The organism is uncultured Algibacter sp. (assembly GCF_947495675.1).
Taxonomy (GTDB): Bacteria; Bacteroidota; Bacteroidia; order Flavobacteriales; family Flavobacteriaceae; genus Algibacter_B.
In genome coordinates, this window is record NZ_CANLZX010000001.1 from 353101 (window position 1) to 372986 (window position 19886).

Sequence of the window (19886 nt, forward strand, 5' to 3'; positions counted from 1 at the left end):
AACAAGTATAATTACTCATAATGAGACGTTAAATGTAAACTTAAATGCAACATTATCACCAAAGTCAGGTAAATGATAAGCTCCATAGCGATAGGTAAAACTAACCCCAAAACCAAATAGTAGTTTATTTAGTTCAAAACCAGATTCTGTATAACCACTTTTTAAGGAGCCAAAATTAATGTTTTGATGCTTTTCAGGATGCCTCATGTCACCAATGGCATACCGTGTTATTAAAACCATTTGAGGCTTGTAACGTTTAGATACATTAAAAGGTTTTAAAAAATACTTCCATTGAAATGTTGCAAACTTATCAGAGAAGAACTCATTAAAATACATGGTTTCAAAACTATTTAATCCAGCCACAGAAAAACGTTGCAATATTGTTTCTTTGTTAATATTATTTGGATATGCATGGTATAAGTGGGTTAATGGTGTGTTACCATTAGCAATACCAGATACTAATGTGATTTCAGAATGTGAACCATTTTCTTCTCCTATTTTATAAAGTGTTCTAAAGTCAAATTTTGAAAACCCAAAATTACTCCCAAAAACATTTTTAAAACTTTTAGTGTATTGAAGTGTAAAAATAGGATAGTCATTTTTAGTATCTTTTTTTGAGGTTTTTAAAGTATTAAACGGGCTCCACTGTAAACCTAATTTAGCTGTACTTAAATGAAAAGAATTAATAGGAGAGTTGTTTAATAAGAAGCTATAATTATAAGTTGGGTTTATATTACTAACTGCAAACTCAGTTTCAGATAATAGATTAGTAGTGATGTTATGCTCTAAATTTATAGCTTTTGTAATGTGCTTATGAAATAAATTAATATTAAGTAAACGAGGTTCAAAGAACTGAAAAAACCTTTTGTCTGTCAGGAATTTTGTACTACCTGTTTCTTGTAAATCATCGGTATAGGATAAATTTAACCAAGTATTAGTTTTTTCTGCCAATCTTATACCACCACCAATACTGTATTTAAATCGATGGTCTCTAAAGCCATATACTATATACGAGTTAAGTCTGTATTTTTTGGAAAAAGCATCATTAGTTAGACCACCAATGCCGGTTCTTACGCCTTCATATTGATTGTATTTTATTAAATATCTTAAATCTGCATTAAAATATTTAAAAGGTAAAAAGCCGTTACCTAGACTTTTTAATAGTGCTTTTTTTTTAATGGAGTCCTGTGAAGGTTCTAAATATTTTCTATTGAAAGATTGGGCTTGCATCAATGTTGTGCAAATAATAAAAATGAAAATAGAATAATGCTTTAACATTTATAAAGTACCCTAAAAACTTGAAATTTATAAAAAAAGCGACTAAAAGTCGCCTTTAAAATTATACGGTCATGATTTCTTTTTCTTTATTATCGAAAAGCTCATCGACTTTTTTAACGTGATTATCTGTTATTTGTTGTATATCTATTTCTGCATTTTTCTTTAAATCCTCAGATACATCGTCATTTTTTTTAACATCATTCATAGCGTCCTTACGTGCTGTTCTGATACTTACTTTCGCATCTTCAGCTTCAGCTTTTGCTTGTTTTGCTAAATCTTTACGACGTTCTTCAGTTAATGGTGGTACATTAATAATTATAGTTTCACCATTATTCATTGGGTTAAAGCCAAGATTTGCGTAGGCAATACCACGTTCAATTTCTTGAAGCATACTTTTTTCCCAAGGTTGAACAGTAATTGTTCTTCCATCAGGCGTATTTACATTGGCTACTTGACTAAGAGGTGTTTGCGTACCGTAATAATCAACCATAACACTTCCTAACATTGCTGGACTTGCTTTACCAGCTCTAATATTTAAAAATTGTTTTTTAAGATGCACAATAGCATTATCCATTGCTTCTTTTGTGCTGTCTAATATAAATTGTATGTCTTCGTTCATTGTCTTAAACTTTTTTTCAAATTATATATGCTTGTTCAAAAACTAGGCCAATTATTATACGTTTACAACGGTACCAATATTATCCCCAGAAACAACTTTTAGTAAGTTTCCTTTTTTGTTCATATCGAAAACAATAATTGGTAATTTATTTTCTTGACTTAGTGTAAATGCAGTTGTATCCATTACTTTTAAGCCTTTCCTTAAAACATCATCAAAAGAGATTGAACTGAATTTTACAGCAGTATCATCTTTTTCAGGATCTGTATTATAGATTCCATCAACGCGTGTGCCTTTTAAAATCACATCTGCTTCAATTTCTATAGCACGTAAAACGGCAGCAGAATCTGTGGTAAAATAAGGATTTCCGGTACCACCACCAAAAATAACAACACGCCCTTTTTCTAAATGACGCATAGCTTTTCTTCTAATAAAAGGTTCTGCTACTTCATTAATTTTAATAGCTGTTTGTAAACGTGTTGGAATATTAGCATCTTCTAAAGCACCTTGTAAAGCTAAACCATTAATAACGGTAGCTAGCATACCCATATAATCTCCTTGAACACGATCCATACCTTTGCTAGCACCTGCAACACCTCTAAAAATGTTTCCGCCTCCAATAACTATAGCAACTTCAATGCCTTTGTCTGTAATAGTTTTAATATCATTTGCATATTCAGCTAATCGATCTGGATCAATACCATATTGGCGTTCTCCCATTAAAGCTTCACCAGATAGTTTTAGAAGTATTCTTTTATATTTCATTGGTAATTTATATTTAGTTTTTGAGGTTTGACAAAGCTACACATTTTTTTTATTTTTTGAATTTATATAAAACGCGATTTTGTTAAATAAAAAAACCACTATTCTAATTTAGAATAGTGGTTTAATTTATTTTGAGTTTTCGATTAAGCGGAATATACTAACCTACAGAAGCACGTTTGAAACCTGAGATTTCAACTTCTCCATATGATGAAACATATTCTGCAACAGTTTTCTTTTCATCTTTGATAAACTTTTGATCTAAAAGACATTGTTCTTGATCTAAAGTAGTATTATCAGAAATAAAACGCTCCATTTTTCCTGGTAAAATTCTATCCCAAATTTGTTCTGGTTTACCTTCTGCTTTTAATTCTGCTTTTGCAGCTTCTTCAGCTTCAGCAATAACTTCAGGAGTTAATTGAGCCATAGAAATATATTTAGGTACGTTTTTAAGAGTTTTACCTAAACGTCCTAATTCAATATTATCTTTTTCAATAACTGCAATTCTAGCTTCAGTTTCTGATGCTACGAATGCAGGATCAAAATCTTTATAAGATAAAGAAGTTGCACCCATTGAAGCAACTTGCATTGCTACATCTTTAACTAAAACATCGGCGTTATCAACTTTTGCAGTTAATCCAACTAAAGCAGCAATTTTGTTAATGTGTACATAAGTACCAACATAAGCAGCTTCTAATTTCTCAAAAGCGTTGATTTCTAATTTTTCACCAACAACACCAGTTTGTTCAACTAATTTATCTGCAACAGTCATACCTCCAAAATCGGCAGCTAAAAATTCTTCTTTAGAAGAAGTTCCTAAAGCGATTTCTGCTAATTGATTTGCTAATGCTAAAAAGTTTTCGTTTTTACCAACAAAATCGGTTTCACATCCTAAAACAATAGCAACACCTTCAGTTTGGTCTGCATTTATTTTAGAAACAGCTGCACCTTCAGAAGAATCTCTATCGGCTCTTTTTTCAGCTACTTTTTGTCCTTTTTTACGAAGCACTTCAATGGCTTTATCAAAATTACCTTCAGCTTCTACTAAAGCTTTTTTGCAATCCATCATACCTGCACCAGTTGCTTGTCTTAATTTATTAACCTCTTGGGCTGTAACTTTTACTGTAGTACTCATAGTAGTTATAATTTAAAAAAGTCGTTCAATATAATTTTCAATAAAGAAAAGAATTAAACGACTTAATTATGTTTTATTAATGTTATTTATTCTTCTTCTTCAGCTACAGCTTTTTTAGCTGGTGCTGCTTTTGCTTTAGGAGCCTCTTTTTTAGGAGCTTCTTTAGCAGAAGCCGAAGCTTCTTTTTCAGCTTTACGTTCTGCTAATCCACCAGATACTGCAGATGCTACATGCGTTAAGATTTTATCAATCGATTTAGAAGCGTCATCATTTGCAGGGATAACATAATCAACTTGACGTGGGTCAGAGTTGGTATCAACCATTGCAAAAATAGGAATGTTTAATTTTTGAGCTTCTTTAATCGCGATATGCTCACGCTTAATATCTACAACAAATAAAGCACCTGGTAAACGTGTCATATCGCTTATAGAACCTAAGTTTTTCTCTAACTTAGCTCTTAAACGATCAACTTGTAAACGCTCTTTTTTAGACAATGTCATGAAAGTACCGTCTTTCTTCATTCTATCAATAGAAGCCATTTTTTTAACCGCTTTTCTAATAGTAACAAAGTTAGTCAACATTCCGCCTGGCCATCTTTCTGTAATGTAAGGCATGTTAATTTCGCCAGCTTTTTCAGCAACAATATCTTTTGCTTGTTTTTTTGTTGCAACGAATAAAATTTTACGTCCAGAAGCTGCAATTTTTGCAAGTGCTGCTCCAGCTTCATCAATTTTAGCCGCTGTTTTGTAAAGGTTTATAATATGAATGCCGTTACGCTCCATATAAACGTAAGGAGCCATATTTGGATCCCACTTACGTGTAAGGTGTCCAAAGTGTACACCTGCTTCAAGTAATTCTTTTACTTCTACTGCCATTTTGTAATAGTTTACGTTCTGTTGAATAGCAATGATTAAGTGGTCATTAAATTCGCCTTAACCATTTAGATGCTAAACTAAATCCTGCCTTTTCAGGCTAGGACAACAATAACTGTTTTAATTTATTTTTATGATTTGAAAATGATAAAGAAATCTGTAATACAGATCCTGAACCAAGTCCAGGATATTAACGTTTTGAGAATTGAAACTTCTTACGAGCTTTCTTCTGACCGAATTTCTTACGTTCAACCATTCTTGGATCTCTTGTTAATAAACCTTCTGGCTTAAGTGTTAATCTGTTTTCAGCATCAACTTCGCACATTGCACGAGAAATTGCTAAACGAACAGCTTCTGCTTGTCCAGTAATACCACCTCCATATACATTTACTGTAATATCAAAGTTGGCGTCATTGTTAGTCAAAACTAAAGGTTGTTTTACTTTGTACTGTAAAGTAGCAGTAGTAAAATAATTAGCTAAGTCTTTTTTATTGATTGTAATGTTACCTTTTCCTGGGGCAACATAAGCGCGCGCAACAGCCGTTTTTCTACGGCCAATTTTGTGAATTACTTCCATGTTATTTAAATTCTTCTAGATTTATTGTTTTTGGCTTTTGAGCTGCATGTGCATGCTCTGTTCCAACAACAACTGTTAAATTACGGAATAAAGCAGCTCCTAATTTATTTTTAGGTAACATGCCTTTAACCGCTTTTTCTACTACTCTTGCAGGATCTTTTCCGTACAATTCTGTAGCAGTTAAACTTTTTTGACCTCCTGGATATCCGGTGTGACGAATGTATGACTTGTCAGTCCATTTGTTACCAGATAACGTGATTTTCTCTGCATTGATAATAATAACATTATCTCCACAATCAACATGAGGTGTGAAATTTGGCTTGTGTTTACCTCTAATAAGTTTTGCAACTTTAGAAGCTAAACGACCAAGCGCTTGACCTTCAGCATCAACCAAAACCCACTCCTTATTTACAGTAGCTTTGTTTGCTGAAATCGTTTTGTAGCTTAATGTGTCCACACTTTGATTTTTTAATTATTAAACATTCCTCTCTCAAAAAGAGTTTGCAAATTTACGATTATATATTTGATTACCAAACCTAGATAAAGGTTTTTTTATGCTTGAAAATCAGGTAGCTGCAACTTTAAAAAATTAACTGCTAAAAGTAGCTCGCTGCAACCTGTCGTTAATTGATTTTCCTAATTCTATATCGGGGAAGCGTTCTGCAATTATTACATCAAGGTTTTCTCGATCTAATTCATGCATTGCATCGTATAATTTTGAAGCAGCTTCAGTCATATTACCTGTTGATGATAATATAATTTGAGTTGTTACATTTGCATCTTTAAACCCATCCTTGAAAATAAGAAGACCAATACGCTTTCCAGAGTGTTTTTTTATTTCTTCAACAACATTACTTGTTAAATAAGTTCGTGTGGTAGGAGCATAATGTCTTTCTAGCATTCCTGGAGCATCCGGACTTTGCTCTTTTTTGTTTTTAATGATTACTTTGCCAACAACAGCCTCAATATCTTCTAGAGCTAAAGCACCTAAGCGATAAATAATAGGTTCGTCATTTTCAAAACCCACAATAGTTGATTCAATACCATTTGTACAGGCGCCGCCATCTAAAACCATTTCTATTTCATTTTTAAAATAGTTTTCTACGTGTTCGGGTTTAGTTGGGCTAATACTTCCAAATGGATTGGCACTTGGTGCAGCCAATGGGAAAGGTAGTTTATCTAACAGTTTTAGTGTTAAAGAGTGGTTAGGCACACGCACAGCAACAGTATCTTTACCTGCGGTTATTAAATCTGGTATTGTAGTTTGCTTTTTTAACACCATGGTTAAAGACCCTGGCCAAAAGGCTTTAGCTAGAAGTTTTGCTTTTTCTGGTACATAACTTGCTATATTTTCTAAATCACTAGCAGATGGAATATGAACAATTAGAGGATTGAAAAAGGGGCGTTTTTTTGTTGTAAAAATACTATTGATGGCTTCTTTACTATATATATTGCCGGCTAAACCATATACTGTTTCTGTTGGTATAGCAACTACTTTATTAGCTTTTAATAGTTCAATGGCTCTTGATATGTCTTTTGATATAATACTCATAGTCAATTAAAACAGTTTGCAAAATTACTTAAAAAATTGGTGTTATAAAGTCTATTATTAATTTAAACAAAATCAAGTAATAGTTTGCTTAACAATGCAAGGCTTTTACTAGTTTTGCAACTTTAAAATTTTGATTATGATTTCAATAGATAATTTAGCGGTAGAGTTTAGTGGACATACCTTATTTAGTGATGTGTCTTTTACTATTAATGAAAATGATAAGATTGCCCTTATGGGAAAGAATGGTGCCGGTAAATCTACCATGATGAAAATTATTGCTGGTGTACAAAACGCTTCTCGTGGCAATGTACGATATCCAAAAGAGGCTGTAATAGCTTATTTGCCCCAGCATCTATTAACAGAAGACGATACAACTGTTTTAGATGAAGCTTCGAAGGCTTTTAGTCATGTGTTTAACATGAAAAAAGAAATGGATGACTTAAACAAGCAACTAGAAACGAGGACCGATTATGAGTCTGATGCTTACATGAAAATTATTGAGCGCGTATCAGAGTTAGGTGAAAAGTATTATGCGCTTGAAGATGTAAATTACGATGCCGAGGTTGAAAAAGCTTTAAAGGGCTTAGGTTTTAAACAAGAGGATTTTACAAGACAAACCAATGAGTTTAGTGGTGGATGGCGAATGCGTATTGAATTGGCTAAAATTTTATTACAAAAACCAGATTTAATTTTATTAGATGAGCCTACCAACCATATAGATATTGAATCTGTAATTTGGTTGGAAGATTTTTTAGTAAATAAAGCTAAAGCTGTGGTTGTTATATCTCATGATAAAGCTTTTATTGATAATATAACCAATAGAACCATTGAGGTTACTATGGGAAAAATTTACGATTACAAAGCAAATTATTCACACTATTTACAATTACGAGAAGAGCGAAGAGCACATCAAATTAAGGCTTTCGAAGAACAGAAAAAATTTATAGCAGATAATCAGGCATTTATTGACAGGTTTAAAGGAACGTTTTCTAAAACTAACCAAGTAAATTCTAGAGAACGTATGCTAGAAAAGTTAGAAATTATTGAAATTGATGATGTTGATACATCGGCCTTAAAGTTGCGTTTTCCAAAAACACAACGTTCTGGTGATTACCCTGTAATTGTAAAAGAAGTGTCCAAATCTTATGACGATCATGTAGTTTTTAATAATGCCAGCATGACTATATCTCGAGGTGAAAAAGTATGTTTTGTTGGAAGAAATGGTGAAGGAAAATCAACCATGATTAAAGCTATTTTAAACGAGATTGATGTAGAGGGCGAGTGTGCTTTAGGTCATAATGTTAAAGTTGGGTATTTTGCTCAAAACCAAGCAGCTTTGTTAGATGAAAGTTTAACCGTTTTTCAAACCGTTGATGAAATTGCACAAGGAGATGTTAGAAAACAATTAAAAAACATTTTAGGACGCTTTATGTTTAAAGGTGATGCTATAGATAAAAAAGTAAGTGTGCTTTCTGGAGGAGAAAAAACCAGATTAGCCATGGTGAAATTACTTTTAGAGCCTGTTAATTTATTAATTCTAGATGAGCCTACAAACCACCTAGATTTAAAATCGAAGGATGTTTTAAAAGAAGCTTTATTAGATTTTGATGGGACTTTGGTTTTGGTATCTCACGATCGTGATTTTTTGCAAGGACTCTCTAATAAAGTATTTGAGTTTAAAGACCAACGTGTTATTGAGCATTTTGAAACTATTGATGCGTTTTTAGAACGTAATAGGATAGAAAGTATTAAAGCTATGGATTTAAATTAATATTATAGCAAGTATAAATTGGTTAGGGATAGTAGTGAAACATTTATGTTCATGAATTCTATTATTTATAATAGAAAATCATGAATAAAAACCCACGGCGAGGCACGAGTGAGGTCTTTTAATAAATAGCCCGACCCTTGGTAAACGCCCAAAATAATTGCCTTTTAACGTATTAGCATCAATTTTTGCTTATTTTTGCAGTGCTATGCAAGAATTAAAACTTTCAGATTGGTTACCTACCACAAACAAAGAGGTAAAAATACGCGGATGGGATGCGCTTGATGTTATCCTGTTTAGTGGCGATGCCTATGTGGATCATCCTTCGTTTGGCCCTGCTGTAATTGGCAGGATTTTAGAAAGTTATGGTTTGCGTGTTGCTATTGTACCACAACCCAATGTAAATGACAATTTACAAGATTTTATAAAGTTAGGTGCGCCAAAATTGTTTTTTGGAGTAACTGGTGGTTGCATGGATCCTATGATTAGCAATTATAATGCAAACAAAAAACGTCGTGATAAAGATGCCTACACCCCAAATGGCGATATTGGATTTAGACCCGATTATGCAACAACAGTATATTCTAATATTTTAAAGGAAAAATGGCCAGATGTACCGGTTTTAATTGGAGGAATTGAAGCATCTTTACGTCGTGTAACACATTACGATTATTGGAGTGATAAATTGATGCCTTCTATTTTAGAAAGCTCGAAAGCAGATATGTTAGTGTATGGCATGGGCGAGCAGCCTTTACGAGAGGTGGTACGTTTGTTGCAAAAAGGAGTACCATTTTCTAGTATTACGACTATTAAGCAAACTGCTGTTTTGTTGGATGCTGATGCTAAAATTCCAAAAAATAGTAATTGGGAGGATGTTGAAATTGTATCTCATGAAACCTGTTTAAAGGATAAAAAGAAGTTTGCTTCTAATTTTAAAACCATAGAGCAGGAGAGTAATAAGTTGGCAGCACGAAGAATTTTTCAGAAGGTAGGCGATAAAACGTTGATGATTAATCCGCCTTATCCTACTATGACTGAAGATGAAATTGATGCATCTTTTGAGTTGCCTTATACTAGAATGCCTCACCCAAAGTATAATAAGCGTGGGCCAATAGCTGCCTATGAAATGATTAAATTTTCTATAAACATTCATCGCGGATGTTTTGGAGGCTGTAGTTTCTGTACAATTTCTGCACATCAAGGAAAATTTATTGCATCTCGAAGTCAAGAATCTGTTTTACGTGAGGTAGATACGGTTGCTAATATGCCCGATTTTAAAGGGTATTTATCTGATATTGGAGGGCCTAGTGCTAATATGTATAAAATGAAAGGTAAGGTGCAGTCTATATGCGATAAGTGTGTGGCGCCTTCTTGTATTTCACCAGTTATTTGTAGTAACTTAGACACGTCTCATAAACCTTTAACCGAATTATATCAAGCGGTTGATAGCCATCCAAAGATTAAAAAATCTTTTATTGGTAGTGGTATTCGACATGATATGTTGGTGCCAGAATTTAACAAAAATGCAGACCCAAAGGAACTTGATGCTTATACTGAAGAAGTCATGACAAAGCATGTCTCTGGGCGCCTTAAAGTAGCACCAGAACATACTAGTGATCCGGTTTTAAAACTGATGCGTAAACCCTCGTTTAGCTATTTTCATAAATTTAAAGAGCGTTTTGATAAGATAAATATTGCTAAGGGCTTAAAGTTACAACTGATACCTTATTTTATTTCAAATCATCCAGCTTGTGAAGTTGAAGATATGGCAAACCTAGCTGCCGAAACTAAGGATATGGGTTTCCAGTTAGAGCAAGTACAAGGCTTTACACCAACACCAATGACGGTGGCTACGGTTATTTATTATAGTGGTTACCATCCTTACACACTTAAAAAAGTTAACACACCTATTACTAGAAAAGAAAAAGATGAGCAACATCGTTTTTTCTTTTGGTATAAAGATGAAAACAAAGCTTGGATTAAAAAGACTTTGAATAAACTTGGGCGTCAAGATTTATTAGATGTTCTTTTACCTGCTAAAACTGAAAAATGGCGAAAAAATAAACCTAGCGGAGATGCAAAACATACTTTTAATGATGCTATCCCTTTTAATAAACGAAAGAATAAGGCTAAGTTTAGACCAAAGAAAAAGAGATGATAAATTAATTAGTGTATTAAGGTTGGGTGTAGCCCCCTTTAGGGGACTTATATATTAATGCGCCTCTAACCAATTATCACCAGTATCCACTTCCACATCCAAAGGCACATCAAGCTTAAAAGCACTTTCCATTTCCGTTTTAACTAAAGTTTTAATGTTATCCAATTCTGGTTTATAAACATCAAAAACCAATTCATCATGCACTTGCAGTAGCATTTTGGTTTTGTAATCGCTTTCTTGTAGCTTGTTGTAAATGTTAATCATAGCAATTTTAATAATATCGGCAGCACTACCTTGAATAGGCGCGTTTACGGCATTACGTTCTGCAGCTCCTCGAACTATAGCATTTCTAGAATTAATATCTTTTAAGTAACGGCGACGTCCTAATACAGTTTGAACATAGCCATGATCACGAGCAAAATCTACTTGCTCACTCATATAAGCTCTAAGTTTTGGATAGGTTTTATAATAGGTATCTATAAGCTCTTTGGCTTCACCTCTAGATAAATCAGTTTGGTTACTTAAACCAAATGCTGATACACCATAAATGATTCCAAAATTTACCGTTTTAGCATTACTTCGTTGCTCACGAGTCACTTCATTTAAAGGCACATTAAATACTTTTGATGCGGTTGAGGCATGAATGTCTTCACCGTTTTTAAAAGCTTCAATCATGGTTTCTTCTTTACTTAATGCCGCAATTATTCGTAGTTCTATTTGACTGTAATCGGCAGCTAATAAAGTGTACTCTTCATTTCGAGGAATAAAGGCTTTACGTACTTGGCGTCCGCGTTCTGTTCTAATAGGAATATTTTGAAGATTAGGGTTGTTACTACTTAAGCGTCCTGTTGCAGCAACAGTTTGCATATAATCAGTATGCACTCGTCCTGTGGCTTCTTCTACCTGAAGAGGTAACGCATCTACATAGGTGCTTTTTAATTTTGCAAGCCCTCTATATTCTAATATATCCTTAATAATGTCGTGGTCTTTGGCTAAATAGCTCAATATTTCTTCTCCTGTAGCGTATTGTCCGGTTTTTGTTTTTTTAGGTTTATCAACTAATTTTAACTTTTCAAATAAAATAATACCTAATTGTTTTGGTGAGGCAATATTAAATTCTTCGCCAGCAGTTTTATAAATGCTTTTTTCAAGATTTAAAATATCGTTATTAAGATCTTCAGATAAAGAATTTAAGAAAGCTATATCCAAATTAATACCTTCTAATTCCATGGCTGCTAAAACTCGAAGCAATGGAATTTCAATTTCATCAAATAGTTTTTGAGTATTAGCTGCATTTAATTCTACTTGAAAATGTTCTTTTAATTGTAATGTAATATCTGCATCTTCAACGGCATATTCGGTTATTTTTTCCAAAGGAACATCTCGCATTGATAATTGATTTTTTCCTTTTTTACCAATCAATTCTGTAATAGAAACAGGCGTGTAATTTAAATATGTTTCAGCCAAAACATCCATATTATGACGCATGTCTGGATTAATCAAATAATGCGCCAGCATGGTATCAAACAATTTGCCTTTAACTATAACATTGTATTTTGCTAAAACTTTAATATCATATTTTAAATTCTGACCAACTTTCTCAATAGTTTCACTTTCAAAAAATGGGCGCAATTGCTCAATGAGTTTTTGTGCTTCGTCTTTATCTTCAGGAAAGGGTAGATAAAAACCTTTTCCAACTTCCCAAGAAAAGGCAATCCCCACAAGTACTGCTGTTAGTGGGTTTAAACCTGTTGTTTCTGTATCGAAACATACCGAAGTTTGACTCATTAAGTTTTTAATAAACAATTTGGTGGCCATTCCAGGCGCTACACTTTGATAAAAGTGTGGTGCCGTTTCAAGTGTTTTTCTAGTATGTTCAGAAATTATTTCTGTTTCAGTAGCGCTAGAAGGGTCTGCTCCAAATAACGAAAATTGTCCAGCACCAGCCGAAGCTTCTTCTTTAGGTGTTGTTTTAGTCTCTGTTACTTTTTGAGTAGTATCAGTAGTGTTTGCTTCTGTTTGAACCGTAAAAGTTTTTGTGAAATTATCAATTAATCTTCTAAACTCTAACTCCTGAAAAATTTCAATTACTTTAGGAATATCCGGTTGGTCTAATTCAAAATCCTTTGCATCAAAAGTTACAGGTACATCAAGCATAATGGTGGCTAATTTTTTTGAAAGTAAACCTAATTCGCCATTAGCCTCAATTTTCTCTTTCATTTTACCTTTAAGCTCATGTGTATTAGCTAAAAGGTTTTCCATACTTCCGTATGCTGCTAAAAACTTTTTAGCTGTTTTTTCGCCAACCCCAGGCAATCCAGGAATATTATCGCTAGAATCGCCCATCATTCCTAAAAAGTCAATGACTTGTAATGGGTCAGTCACTTCAAATTTTTTCTGAACTTCAGGAATTCCCCAAGTTTCATATCCACCACCAAAAACAGGTCGATACATAAAAATATTTTCAGACACCAATTGTGCGAAATCCTTGTCTGGTGTTACCATAAATGTTTGATAACCTTCCTTTTCAGCTTGTTTTGCAAGTGTTCCAATAACATCATCGGCTTCATAACCTGTTTTAACCATAATAGGAATATGCATGGCTTTTAAAATGTCTTGAATTATAGGAACAGCAATTTTTATTGCCTCTGGTGTTTCGTCTCTATTTGCTTTGTATGCTTCAAACATTTCTACACGGTCTGCACTTCCGCCTTTATCAAAACAAACCGCTAAATGGTCTGGGCGTTCTCGTTTTATGACATCTAAAAGGGAATTCATGAACCCCATTATTGCTGAGGTATCAAGACCTTTAGAATTAATTCTAGGGTTTTTTATAAAGGCATAGTAGCCACGAAAAATCAATGCAAATGCATCTACAAGAAAGACACGTTTATTATCAGACATTTTGTTTGTTTTGATGGAAAATCAAAACTACAAAAAGTTAAGCGTAAAAAGTAATATATAGTCTTAACGATTTAAAAGTACACACGTTTAATTCTTAACAATTCGTTAAATACAAATAACTTATAATTTATTAACTTATAATACCAGTATCTTTGAGTAAAAAAGAAAATATGCTTCGTTGGATAATATTTATTATTTTTTATCTAGTTATTAGTTTTTACGGATTTCAAGCTTTAAAAACAGTAACTAAAAATGTTTGGTTTCATTACTTATTTATTGCTGTAGCATTAGTTATTGCAGGTAATTTTATAATTCAATTTACAATATACTCAGAAGGTCGTGTACTTGACCCTTCAAAAAGTTATGCATTTGGTTTTTTATTGGCTTTTATGTCGTTTAACTTGGTTTTAGTGCCAATTCTTTTAGGAGAAGATATTTTAAGATTTATATTAGGTCTTTATGATAAATTGGCAAATAAAAACGATAGCTTTTATTTACAATCTAGGCGAAAGTTTGTTAGCCAGATTGCATTGGGTTTAGCGGCTATCCCTTTTACATCTCTACTTTATGGTATGTATCGTGGAAAATACCGTTTTAGAGTTTTAAATTACACCTTGCATTTTGAAGATTTACCTGATGCTTTTGATGGTTACAAAATAACACAGATTAGTGATATTCATTCAGGAAGTTTTGATAATAGAGAGAAAATAGAATATGGAGTAAATCTTATTAATGAACAACAATCCGATGCTATTTTGTTTACAGGAGATATAGTAAATAATAAAGCATCAGAAATGCATGATTGGAAAGCCTTATTTGGAACTTTAAATGCTAAAGATGGTGTGTATTCTGTATTAGGAAATCACGATTATGGTGATTATGTTACATGGCCTTCGCCAGAAGCAAAGAAACAAAATTTGGAAGAGCTTGTACAATTACAAAAAGAGATGGGCTTTGATTTACTTTTAAATGAAAGCCGCTTTATTGAAAAAGACGGACAACGAATTGCTATTGTTGGTGTAGAAAATTGGGGGAAGGGAGGCTTTAAAAAAGCAGGTGATTTAAAAAAGGCTGCTCAAAATATTGATGCAAAAGATTTTAAAATATTAATGAGCCATGACCCATCTCATTGGGAAGAAGAAGTTATAAAAGATGATTACTTGTATCATTTAACATTAAGCGGCCACACTCATGGTATGCAATTTGGTATCGAAATACCAGGTTGGATTAAATGGAGTCCAGTAAAATGGAGATATAAATATTGGGCAGGAATATATAAAGAAATGGGGCAATATATTAACGTTAACAGAGGGTTTGGATATTTAGGATATCCAGGTCGTGTTGGTATTTGGCCAGAAATTACAGTAATTGAACTTAAAAAAGGTACATTAAATTCATAATTTTTATTAAGACTTGTATTTAGGTAAAAAATGCTTACTTTTATAGTAGGACATTGTTAAATGTCTGATACATTACTACTATAGTATCTAATTATAAAAAAATACGTAGGTTTGTATTAAATGTAATTGACTAATAAACAATAAAATATGTCAAAATTTGGTGAACTCATAGATGTAGAAATTCCTGTTTTGTTAGATTTTTACAAAGAATTGAATAATCAATCAGAGCCAATGCATCTTGTTTTAAGGGATGTTGCTGCCGCTCTTGGTGATAAGGCCAAAGTTATAAAAATTGATGTAGAAAAAAATCAAGAATTAGCTGAAGCCTTACGCGTTAAAACCTTACCAACATTAATTATTTATAAAAGTGGCGAGATGAAATGGCGTCAAAGTGGCGAGCAAGATGCTAACACTCTTATAGGTAAAATACAAGAATATATTTAGGTTTAGTTAGTTGCCAAGAGTTAGATTATTTACACTTCCAATTCCATTTATGGAAAACAATTATATTATAAAACTCTTTATCGTTTTTCCCTTAATAATATATTTATATATAGTTTAAAAAGCCTCATTCAAAGCTTTAAAACAATACCCTTTCTCACTAAAATATGTTAATACTTTAGGTAAAGCATATTGCATGTTTTTTGAAGCTTTTACACTATCATGAAAAACAATAATACTTCCCTCAGTAGTTTTTGTAAGTACATTTTCTAAACAAACTTCTTTTTCAACATCCTTATCCCAATCAAAAGATAAAACATCCCACATGATTATCTTGTAGCCAAATTCTATTAATTTCTTTCCTTGTTTAGGTGTTATTTGTCCGTAAGGAGGCCTAAAAAGGTTAATCGTTTTTGGGCTTTTTAGGCTTATTTGCTCTTGAGCTTCTGCAATATTTTTTAAATAATCTTCAGCACTTGTTTTCCAGCCTTTAATATGATTGTGGGTGTGATTTCCAATAGCATGTCCATGATTTAAAATATTTTGAAATATTTCAGAATGCTTTATAATATTATTGCCTATGCAGAAAAAAGTAGCCTTAGCATTGTATTGTTTTAAAACATTTAAGGTCCAATTTGTAATTTCTGGTGTAGGACCATCGTCAAACGTTAAATAGATAACTTTTTTAGAAGTCGATATATCCCAAACATAATTTGGGAATAGCTTTTTTGCTAATAAAGGTGTTTTTATAGGTGTTAAGGTCATGCCTTAAGCTTATATTAATTTGAGCTATCGCTTTCTATTGGTAATTGGTTGTTATCAGGGATGTCGTTATCTGTTCTAATTTCATCTGTATCATCTTCTCCATAAAAATGCTTGAAAGCCCTAAGGTAATTATTAAATATGTCTCCTTCAGTTTCAGCAAAATTAATATCATATTTTATTAATACATCAACTAATCCTTTATAACGCTGAATGTCAGTATATATTTCTTCAAATAAACGCTCTTGCTTATCCACTTTTAAACTGCTGTAGTACGAAAGGTTTTCTTGATATTTTTGTGCAACTTCTTTAAATAAGCGTTGCGCTTTTTCTTTATTTCCTACTTCATAATAAGCGCCAATATAAGGTTCTAAAAGCGTGTAATATCCAAAGTATTCAACAGGCATATTTTCCATTGCTATATCTGCTACTTCTTCAGCTTTATCAAGTTTGTCTTCGTTAATTAATTGTTCAGCTAAACGCGCTAAATTTCCTCTATAAGTTATTGAGTTTTTACGTGTTTCAACATCATGATAGATGTCTGGACTGCCGCTATTTCCCCAATCCCAATTTTTAACTTTTTCGTACATTAGGTCACTATCAACTCTACCCATATCAAAAGGGTTAGATCTGTTTACTGGTGTTTTGATTGGTACTAATTTATAACACATACCATCTAACTGTAAGTAATCTTTCATCCAGATATAATCATCATCACCAAAACTACCACCCGTAAAGTATATAGGGCGTTTCCAGTCGTTATTAGCAACAATATCTAGCATTAATAAACGGTTTTTGTAAAGAGCACCACCAGAAATTTTTATATCGATATTTTCTACAATTTTATCAGCATCTTCAGGTTTTACAATACCAGATTTTATGGCATTTTCTTTGTTTACCGGTAGGCGTAAATATGGTGTAGGTAAGTATGTAGCATTAGCATCTTGACTTCTTACATTGGTTAAATCCACTCCACGCTGTTGTAAAACATATTTATATTTTGTTTTTGGATTATTACTTCCAACAAAATCTAAAAACTGTTTAACTTCAAGAGTATCATTAATAACTTGTTGAATTATAATATAATCGTTTGTACCATATTTATACAAATCATGAGTTAATTGAGACGGTATAGGATCGCTTTCATAAGCTTTACGTTTCATTTGGTCTATATACCAATCTGTTTGAAATAGACTTGTATTAACAACGCGAACATCGGTTCTGTAACCTTCAATTTCTTGAGCATACCATAAAGCAAAAGTATCATTATCTCCAATTGTAAAAAGTATACCGTTTTCATCACAAGAGTCTAAATACATTTTTGCCATAGCTCTTGCGGTATATTTACCTGATCTGTCATGGTCATCCCAATTGTTTGCTACTAAAATACCTGGTACAAGTATTAAACAAACTACAGTTATAATTGGTGCAGCTAGTTTTTTAGGTATATATTTTCTAAGAGAATCGTAAATAGCAAAAACTCCAAAACCAATCCAAAGTGCAAATACATAAAAAGACCCAACAACCGAGTAGTCACGTTCTCTAGGTTCAAATGGTCTTACATTTGTGTATACTTGAATAGCGATTCCAGTAAATAAGAAAAACACTAACATCACCCAAAACAGTTTTTTATCTTTATTGAACAAAAAGAAAAAACCAATTAGCCCTAAAATTAAAGGTAAAAGATAATAAGTGTTTCTAGCTTTATTGTTTTTAACATCACTAGGTAAATTGTCTTGCGACATACCTAAATGCCATTCATCTATAGGTTTTATTCCAGAAATCCAATTTCCATGATTATCATAACGCCCTTGAATATCATCTTGTCTTCCAGAAAAATTCCACATAAAATAGCGCCAATACATATAGCCCAATTGGTATTCAAATAAGTAAACAATATTACTTGCTAATGATGGTTTTTCAATATCGATATAATCTTTAAATTGTTTTAAGAAGTCATTATAATCTTCATAATCAATATTTCCTTGCGCAACATCGTTTCGGAATTTTGAAACTGCTGTTCGCAATTCATTTTCCATTTGGTAGTCTGGTTTTAGCTTAAAGTTTAAAAATCCAGAAAACATCATATAATTTTCGGCATGTTCACCACTCCACATTCTAGGTAATATTGAAGCGTGTTTAGAGTTGTAATTCTGTTTAGCGTTTTTCCAATTATTAACAACAACATATTCACCCTTTGTTTTATCTTTTTCATATTTGGGTTTGTCGTCTACATAAGGATTGTTTTCGTCTAAATAGGCATATTGATCAGTAAATTGTGGCCCATAAAACAAATGCGTTTCTGGGTATTGTTCTAAATTATAATACGCTAATAATTCTCTTGCGCTTGATGGGTTGTTTTCATTTATAACGACATTTGCATTAGCGCGAATAGGTAACATGAGCCATGTGGAAAATCCAATAATAACAAAGGTTAAGCAAAGAATACCTGTGTTTAAATGTGTGTAATTTTTCTGGCGAGTATATTTTAAAGCATAAAATATAACAGCAACTAAGGTTAATCCAGCAATTATAGAACCTGAATTAAAAGGTAAGCCAACAGTATTTACAAAAAATAGTTCGAAGGCACTAAATATTCTAAGAATGTTTGGGGCTAATAATTTAAACACAAATAAAAGCACTCCAACAGAAACTACATTAGCAATAATAAAATTTTTAATAGTTACTGTTTTGTAGTTTTTAAAATAATATATTAGGCCTATTGCAGGAATAGTTAGTAGTCCCATGAAATGAACTCCAAAAGATAATCCAATTACAAAGGCAATTAAAATAAGCCATTTATTACCTCTTGGTTTATCCATGTCTTGTTCCCAGCGCAATCCTAACCAGAATAAAACAGCCATAATTAAAGTTGCCATAGCGTAAACTTCAGTTTCTGCAGCATTAAACCAGAATGAATCGGTAAAAGCAAATGCTAAACTCCCAACAAAAGCACTACCCAAAATAGCCATAGATTTACCTTGAGACATTTCACTTTCATTACCAACTAATTTTTTAAGTAATAAAGTAATTGTCCAAAACATAAATAATATGGTAAATGCGCTAGCAACCGCACTCATCATATTCAGCATAAACCCAACTTGTGAAGGCTCAAGAGCAAACATTGAGAAAAAAGCACCCATCATTTGAAACAAAGGGGCTCCTGGAGGGTGACCAACTTGTAATTTAGCTGATGTTAAGATATACTCGCCTGCATCCCAAAAACTTACAGTAGGTTCTACGGTTAAACTATATGTTATAAGTGCTATTAAAAAAGAAAACCAACCTAAAATGGTATTCCATTTTTTATAGTTTACATGTGCCATTTATATGTGTGTTAATTTGCTTTGGCGAATTTAACAATAAATATGAAATGAGACCTAACTATTTAGTTTGTCTTAACATATGCGGTTAAGTTCATAATCATTTTCAAAAAAAAGTAAGTATTCATAATTATTTTTTAAAAAAAACTTGTGCAAAGATTTTTTTATATTAAATTTGCACCCTCATTACACGAATGGCCTATGGTGTAACTGGCAACACGTTGGTTTTTGGTACCAAAGAGTCTAGGTTCGAGCCCTAGTAGGCCAACATTATTTAAAACCCTAATTATGAAAATAATTAGGGTTTTTTCTTTTAAGGCTTTAAGTGGTTTCAATAT

Annotated in this window: 15 protein-coding genes and 1 tRNA gene; 5 read left to right on the forward strand and 11 right to left on the reverse strand. The window is 32.6% G+C overall.

Translation table 11 applies throughout. From position 1 onward, the window contains the following. Positions 1 to 15: 15 nt before the first annotated feature. From Q0842_RS01515 to Q0842_RS01550, 8 genes are all read right to left on the reverse strand, one after another. Positions 16 to 1230: a hypothetical protein gene (locus Q0842_RS01515; RefSeq protein ID WP_298493444.1), complete on the reverse strand. Its 1215-nt coding sequence runs from the start codon at positions 1228 to 1230 to the stop codon at positions 16 to 18. 109 nt (positions 1231 to 1339) lie between these two features. Beyond that, a complete protein-coding gene (frr, locus tag Q0842_RS01520) occupies positions 1340 to 1897 on the reverse strand; it encodes a ribosome recycling factor (RefSeq protein WP_298493446.1) in 558 nt (185 codons plus the stop codon). A gap of 54 nt (positions 1898 to 1951) precedes the next feature. Continuing rightward, the gene (gene pyrH / locus Q0842_RS01525) at positions 1952 to 2659 is read right to left on the reverse strand and encodes a UMP kinase (RefSeq protein WP_298493449.1); all 708 of its coding nucleotides are present in this window, start codon (positions 2657 to 2659) and stop codon (positions 1952 to 1954) included. Positions 2660 to 2816: 157 nt separating this feature from the next. After that, entirely contained in the window at positions 2817 to 3791 is a 975-nt protein-coding gene (tsf, locus tag Q0842_RS01530) for a translation elongation factor Ts (RefSeq protein WP_298493452.1), read from the reverse strand. Between the two features lie 86 nt (positions 3792 to 3877). After that, positions 3878 to 4666, reverse strand: a complete 789-nt coding sequence (rpsB, locus tag Q0842_RS01535) for a 30S ribosomal protein S2 (RefSeq protein WP_298493455.1) — start codon at positions 4664 to 4666, stop codon at positions 3878 to 3880. A 187-nt stretch (positions 4667 to 4853) separates the two neighbouring features. After that, the gene (rpsI, locus tag Q0842_RS01540) at positions 4854 to 5240 is read right to left on the reverse strand and encodes a 30S ribosomal protein S9 (RefSeq protein ID WP_282122869.1); all 387 of its coding nucleotides are present in this window, start codon (positions 5238 to 5240) and stop codon (positions 4854 to 4856) included. Position 5241: 1 nt separating this feature from the next. Continuing rightward, entirely contained in the window at positions 5242 to 5697 is a 456-nt protein-coding gene (rplM, locus tag Q0842_RS01545; RefSeq protein ID WP_298493465.1) for a 50S ribosomal protein L13, read from the reverse strand. Positions 5698 to 5829: 132 nt separating this feature from the next. After that, positions 5830 to 6792 carry an L-threonylcarbamoyladenylate synthase gene (locus tag Q0842_RS01550; RefSeq protein WP_298493468.1) on the reverse strand — a complete coding sequence of 321 codons (963 nt, stop codon included), beginning with the start codon at positions 6790 to 6792 and terminating at the stop codon, positions 5830 to 5832. A 136-nt stretch (positions 6793 to 6928) separates the two neighbouring features. On the opposite strand from Q0842_RS01550, the gene Q0842_RS01555 reads away from it, so the two are divergent. Then, a complete protein-coding gene (locus tag Q0842_RS01555) occupies positions 6929 to 8563 on the forward strand; it encodes an ABC-F family ATP-binding cassette domain-containing protein (RefSeq protein ID WP_298493471.1) in 1635 nt (544 codons plus the stop codon). Between the two features lie 205 nt (positions 8564 to 8768). Then, positions 8769 to 10718, forward strand: coding sequence for a YgiQ family radical SAM protein (locus Q0842_RS01560; protein ID WP_298493474.1), 1950 nt, complete (start codon positions 8769 to 8771; stop codon positions 10716 to 10718). Between the two features lie 54 nt (positions 10719 to 10772). Here Q0842_RS01560 and polA read toward each other — a convergent pair whose 3' ends face one another. Continuing rightward, positions 10773 to 13622: a DNA polymerase I gene (gene polA / locus Q0842_RS01565; protein ID WP_298493478.1), complete on the reverse strand. Its 2850-nt coding sequence runs from the start codon at positions 13620 to 13622 to the stop codon at positions 10773 to 10775. Positions 13623 to 13792: 170 nt separating this feature from the next. On the opposite strand from polA, the gene Q0842_RS01570 reads away from it, so the two are divergent. Next, positions 13793 to 15022, forward strand: coding sequence for a metallophosphoesterase (locus Q0842_RS01570; RefSeq protein WP_298493557.1), 1230 nt, complete (start codon positions 13793 to 13795; stop codon positions 15020 to 15022). 147 nt (positions 15023 to 15169) lie between these two features. Beyond that, positions 15170 to 15466: a thioredoxin family protein gene (locus Q0842_RS01575; RefSeq protein ID WP_298493481.1), complete on the forward strand. Its 297-nt coding sequence runs from the start codon at positions 15170 to 15172 to the stop codon at positions 15464 to 15466. Between the two features lie 114 nt (positions 15467 to 15580). On the opposite strand, the gene Q0842_RS01580 is transcribed toward Q0842_RS01575, so the two are convergent. Then, a complete protein-coding gene (locus Q0842_RS01580; protein ID WP_298493483.1) occupies positions 15581 to 16228 on the reverse strand; it encodes a polysaccharide deacetylase family protein in 648 nt (215 codons plus the stop codon). A 14-nt stretch (positions 16229 to 16242) separates the two neighbouring features. Next, complete coding sequence (locus tag Q0842_RS01585; protein WP_298493486.1) at positions 16243 to 19551, reverse strand: DUF2723 domain-containing protein; 3309 nt, start codon at positions 19549 to 19551, stop codon at positions 16243 to 16245. 192 nt (positions 19552 to 19743) lie between these two features. Between Q0842_RS01585 and Q0842_RS01590 the strand changes: the two genes are divergently transcribed. After that, a tRNA-Gln gene (locus tag Q0842_RS01590) sits at positions 19744 to 19816 on the forward strand. Positions 19817 to 19886 lie beyond the last annotated feature (70 nt).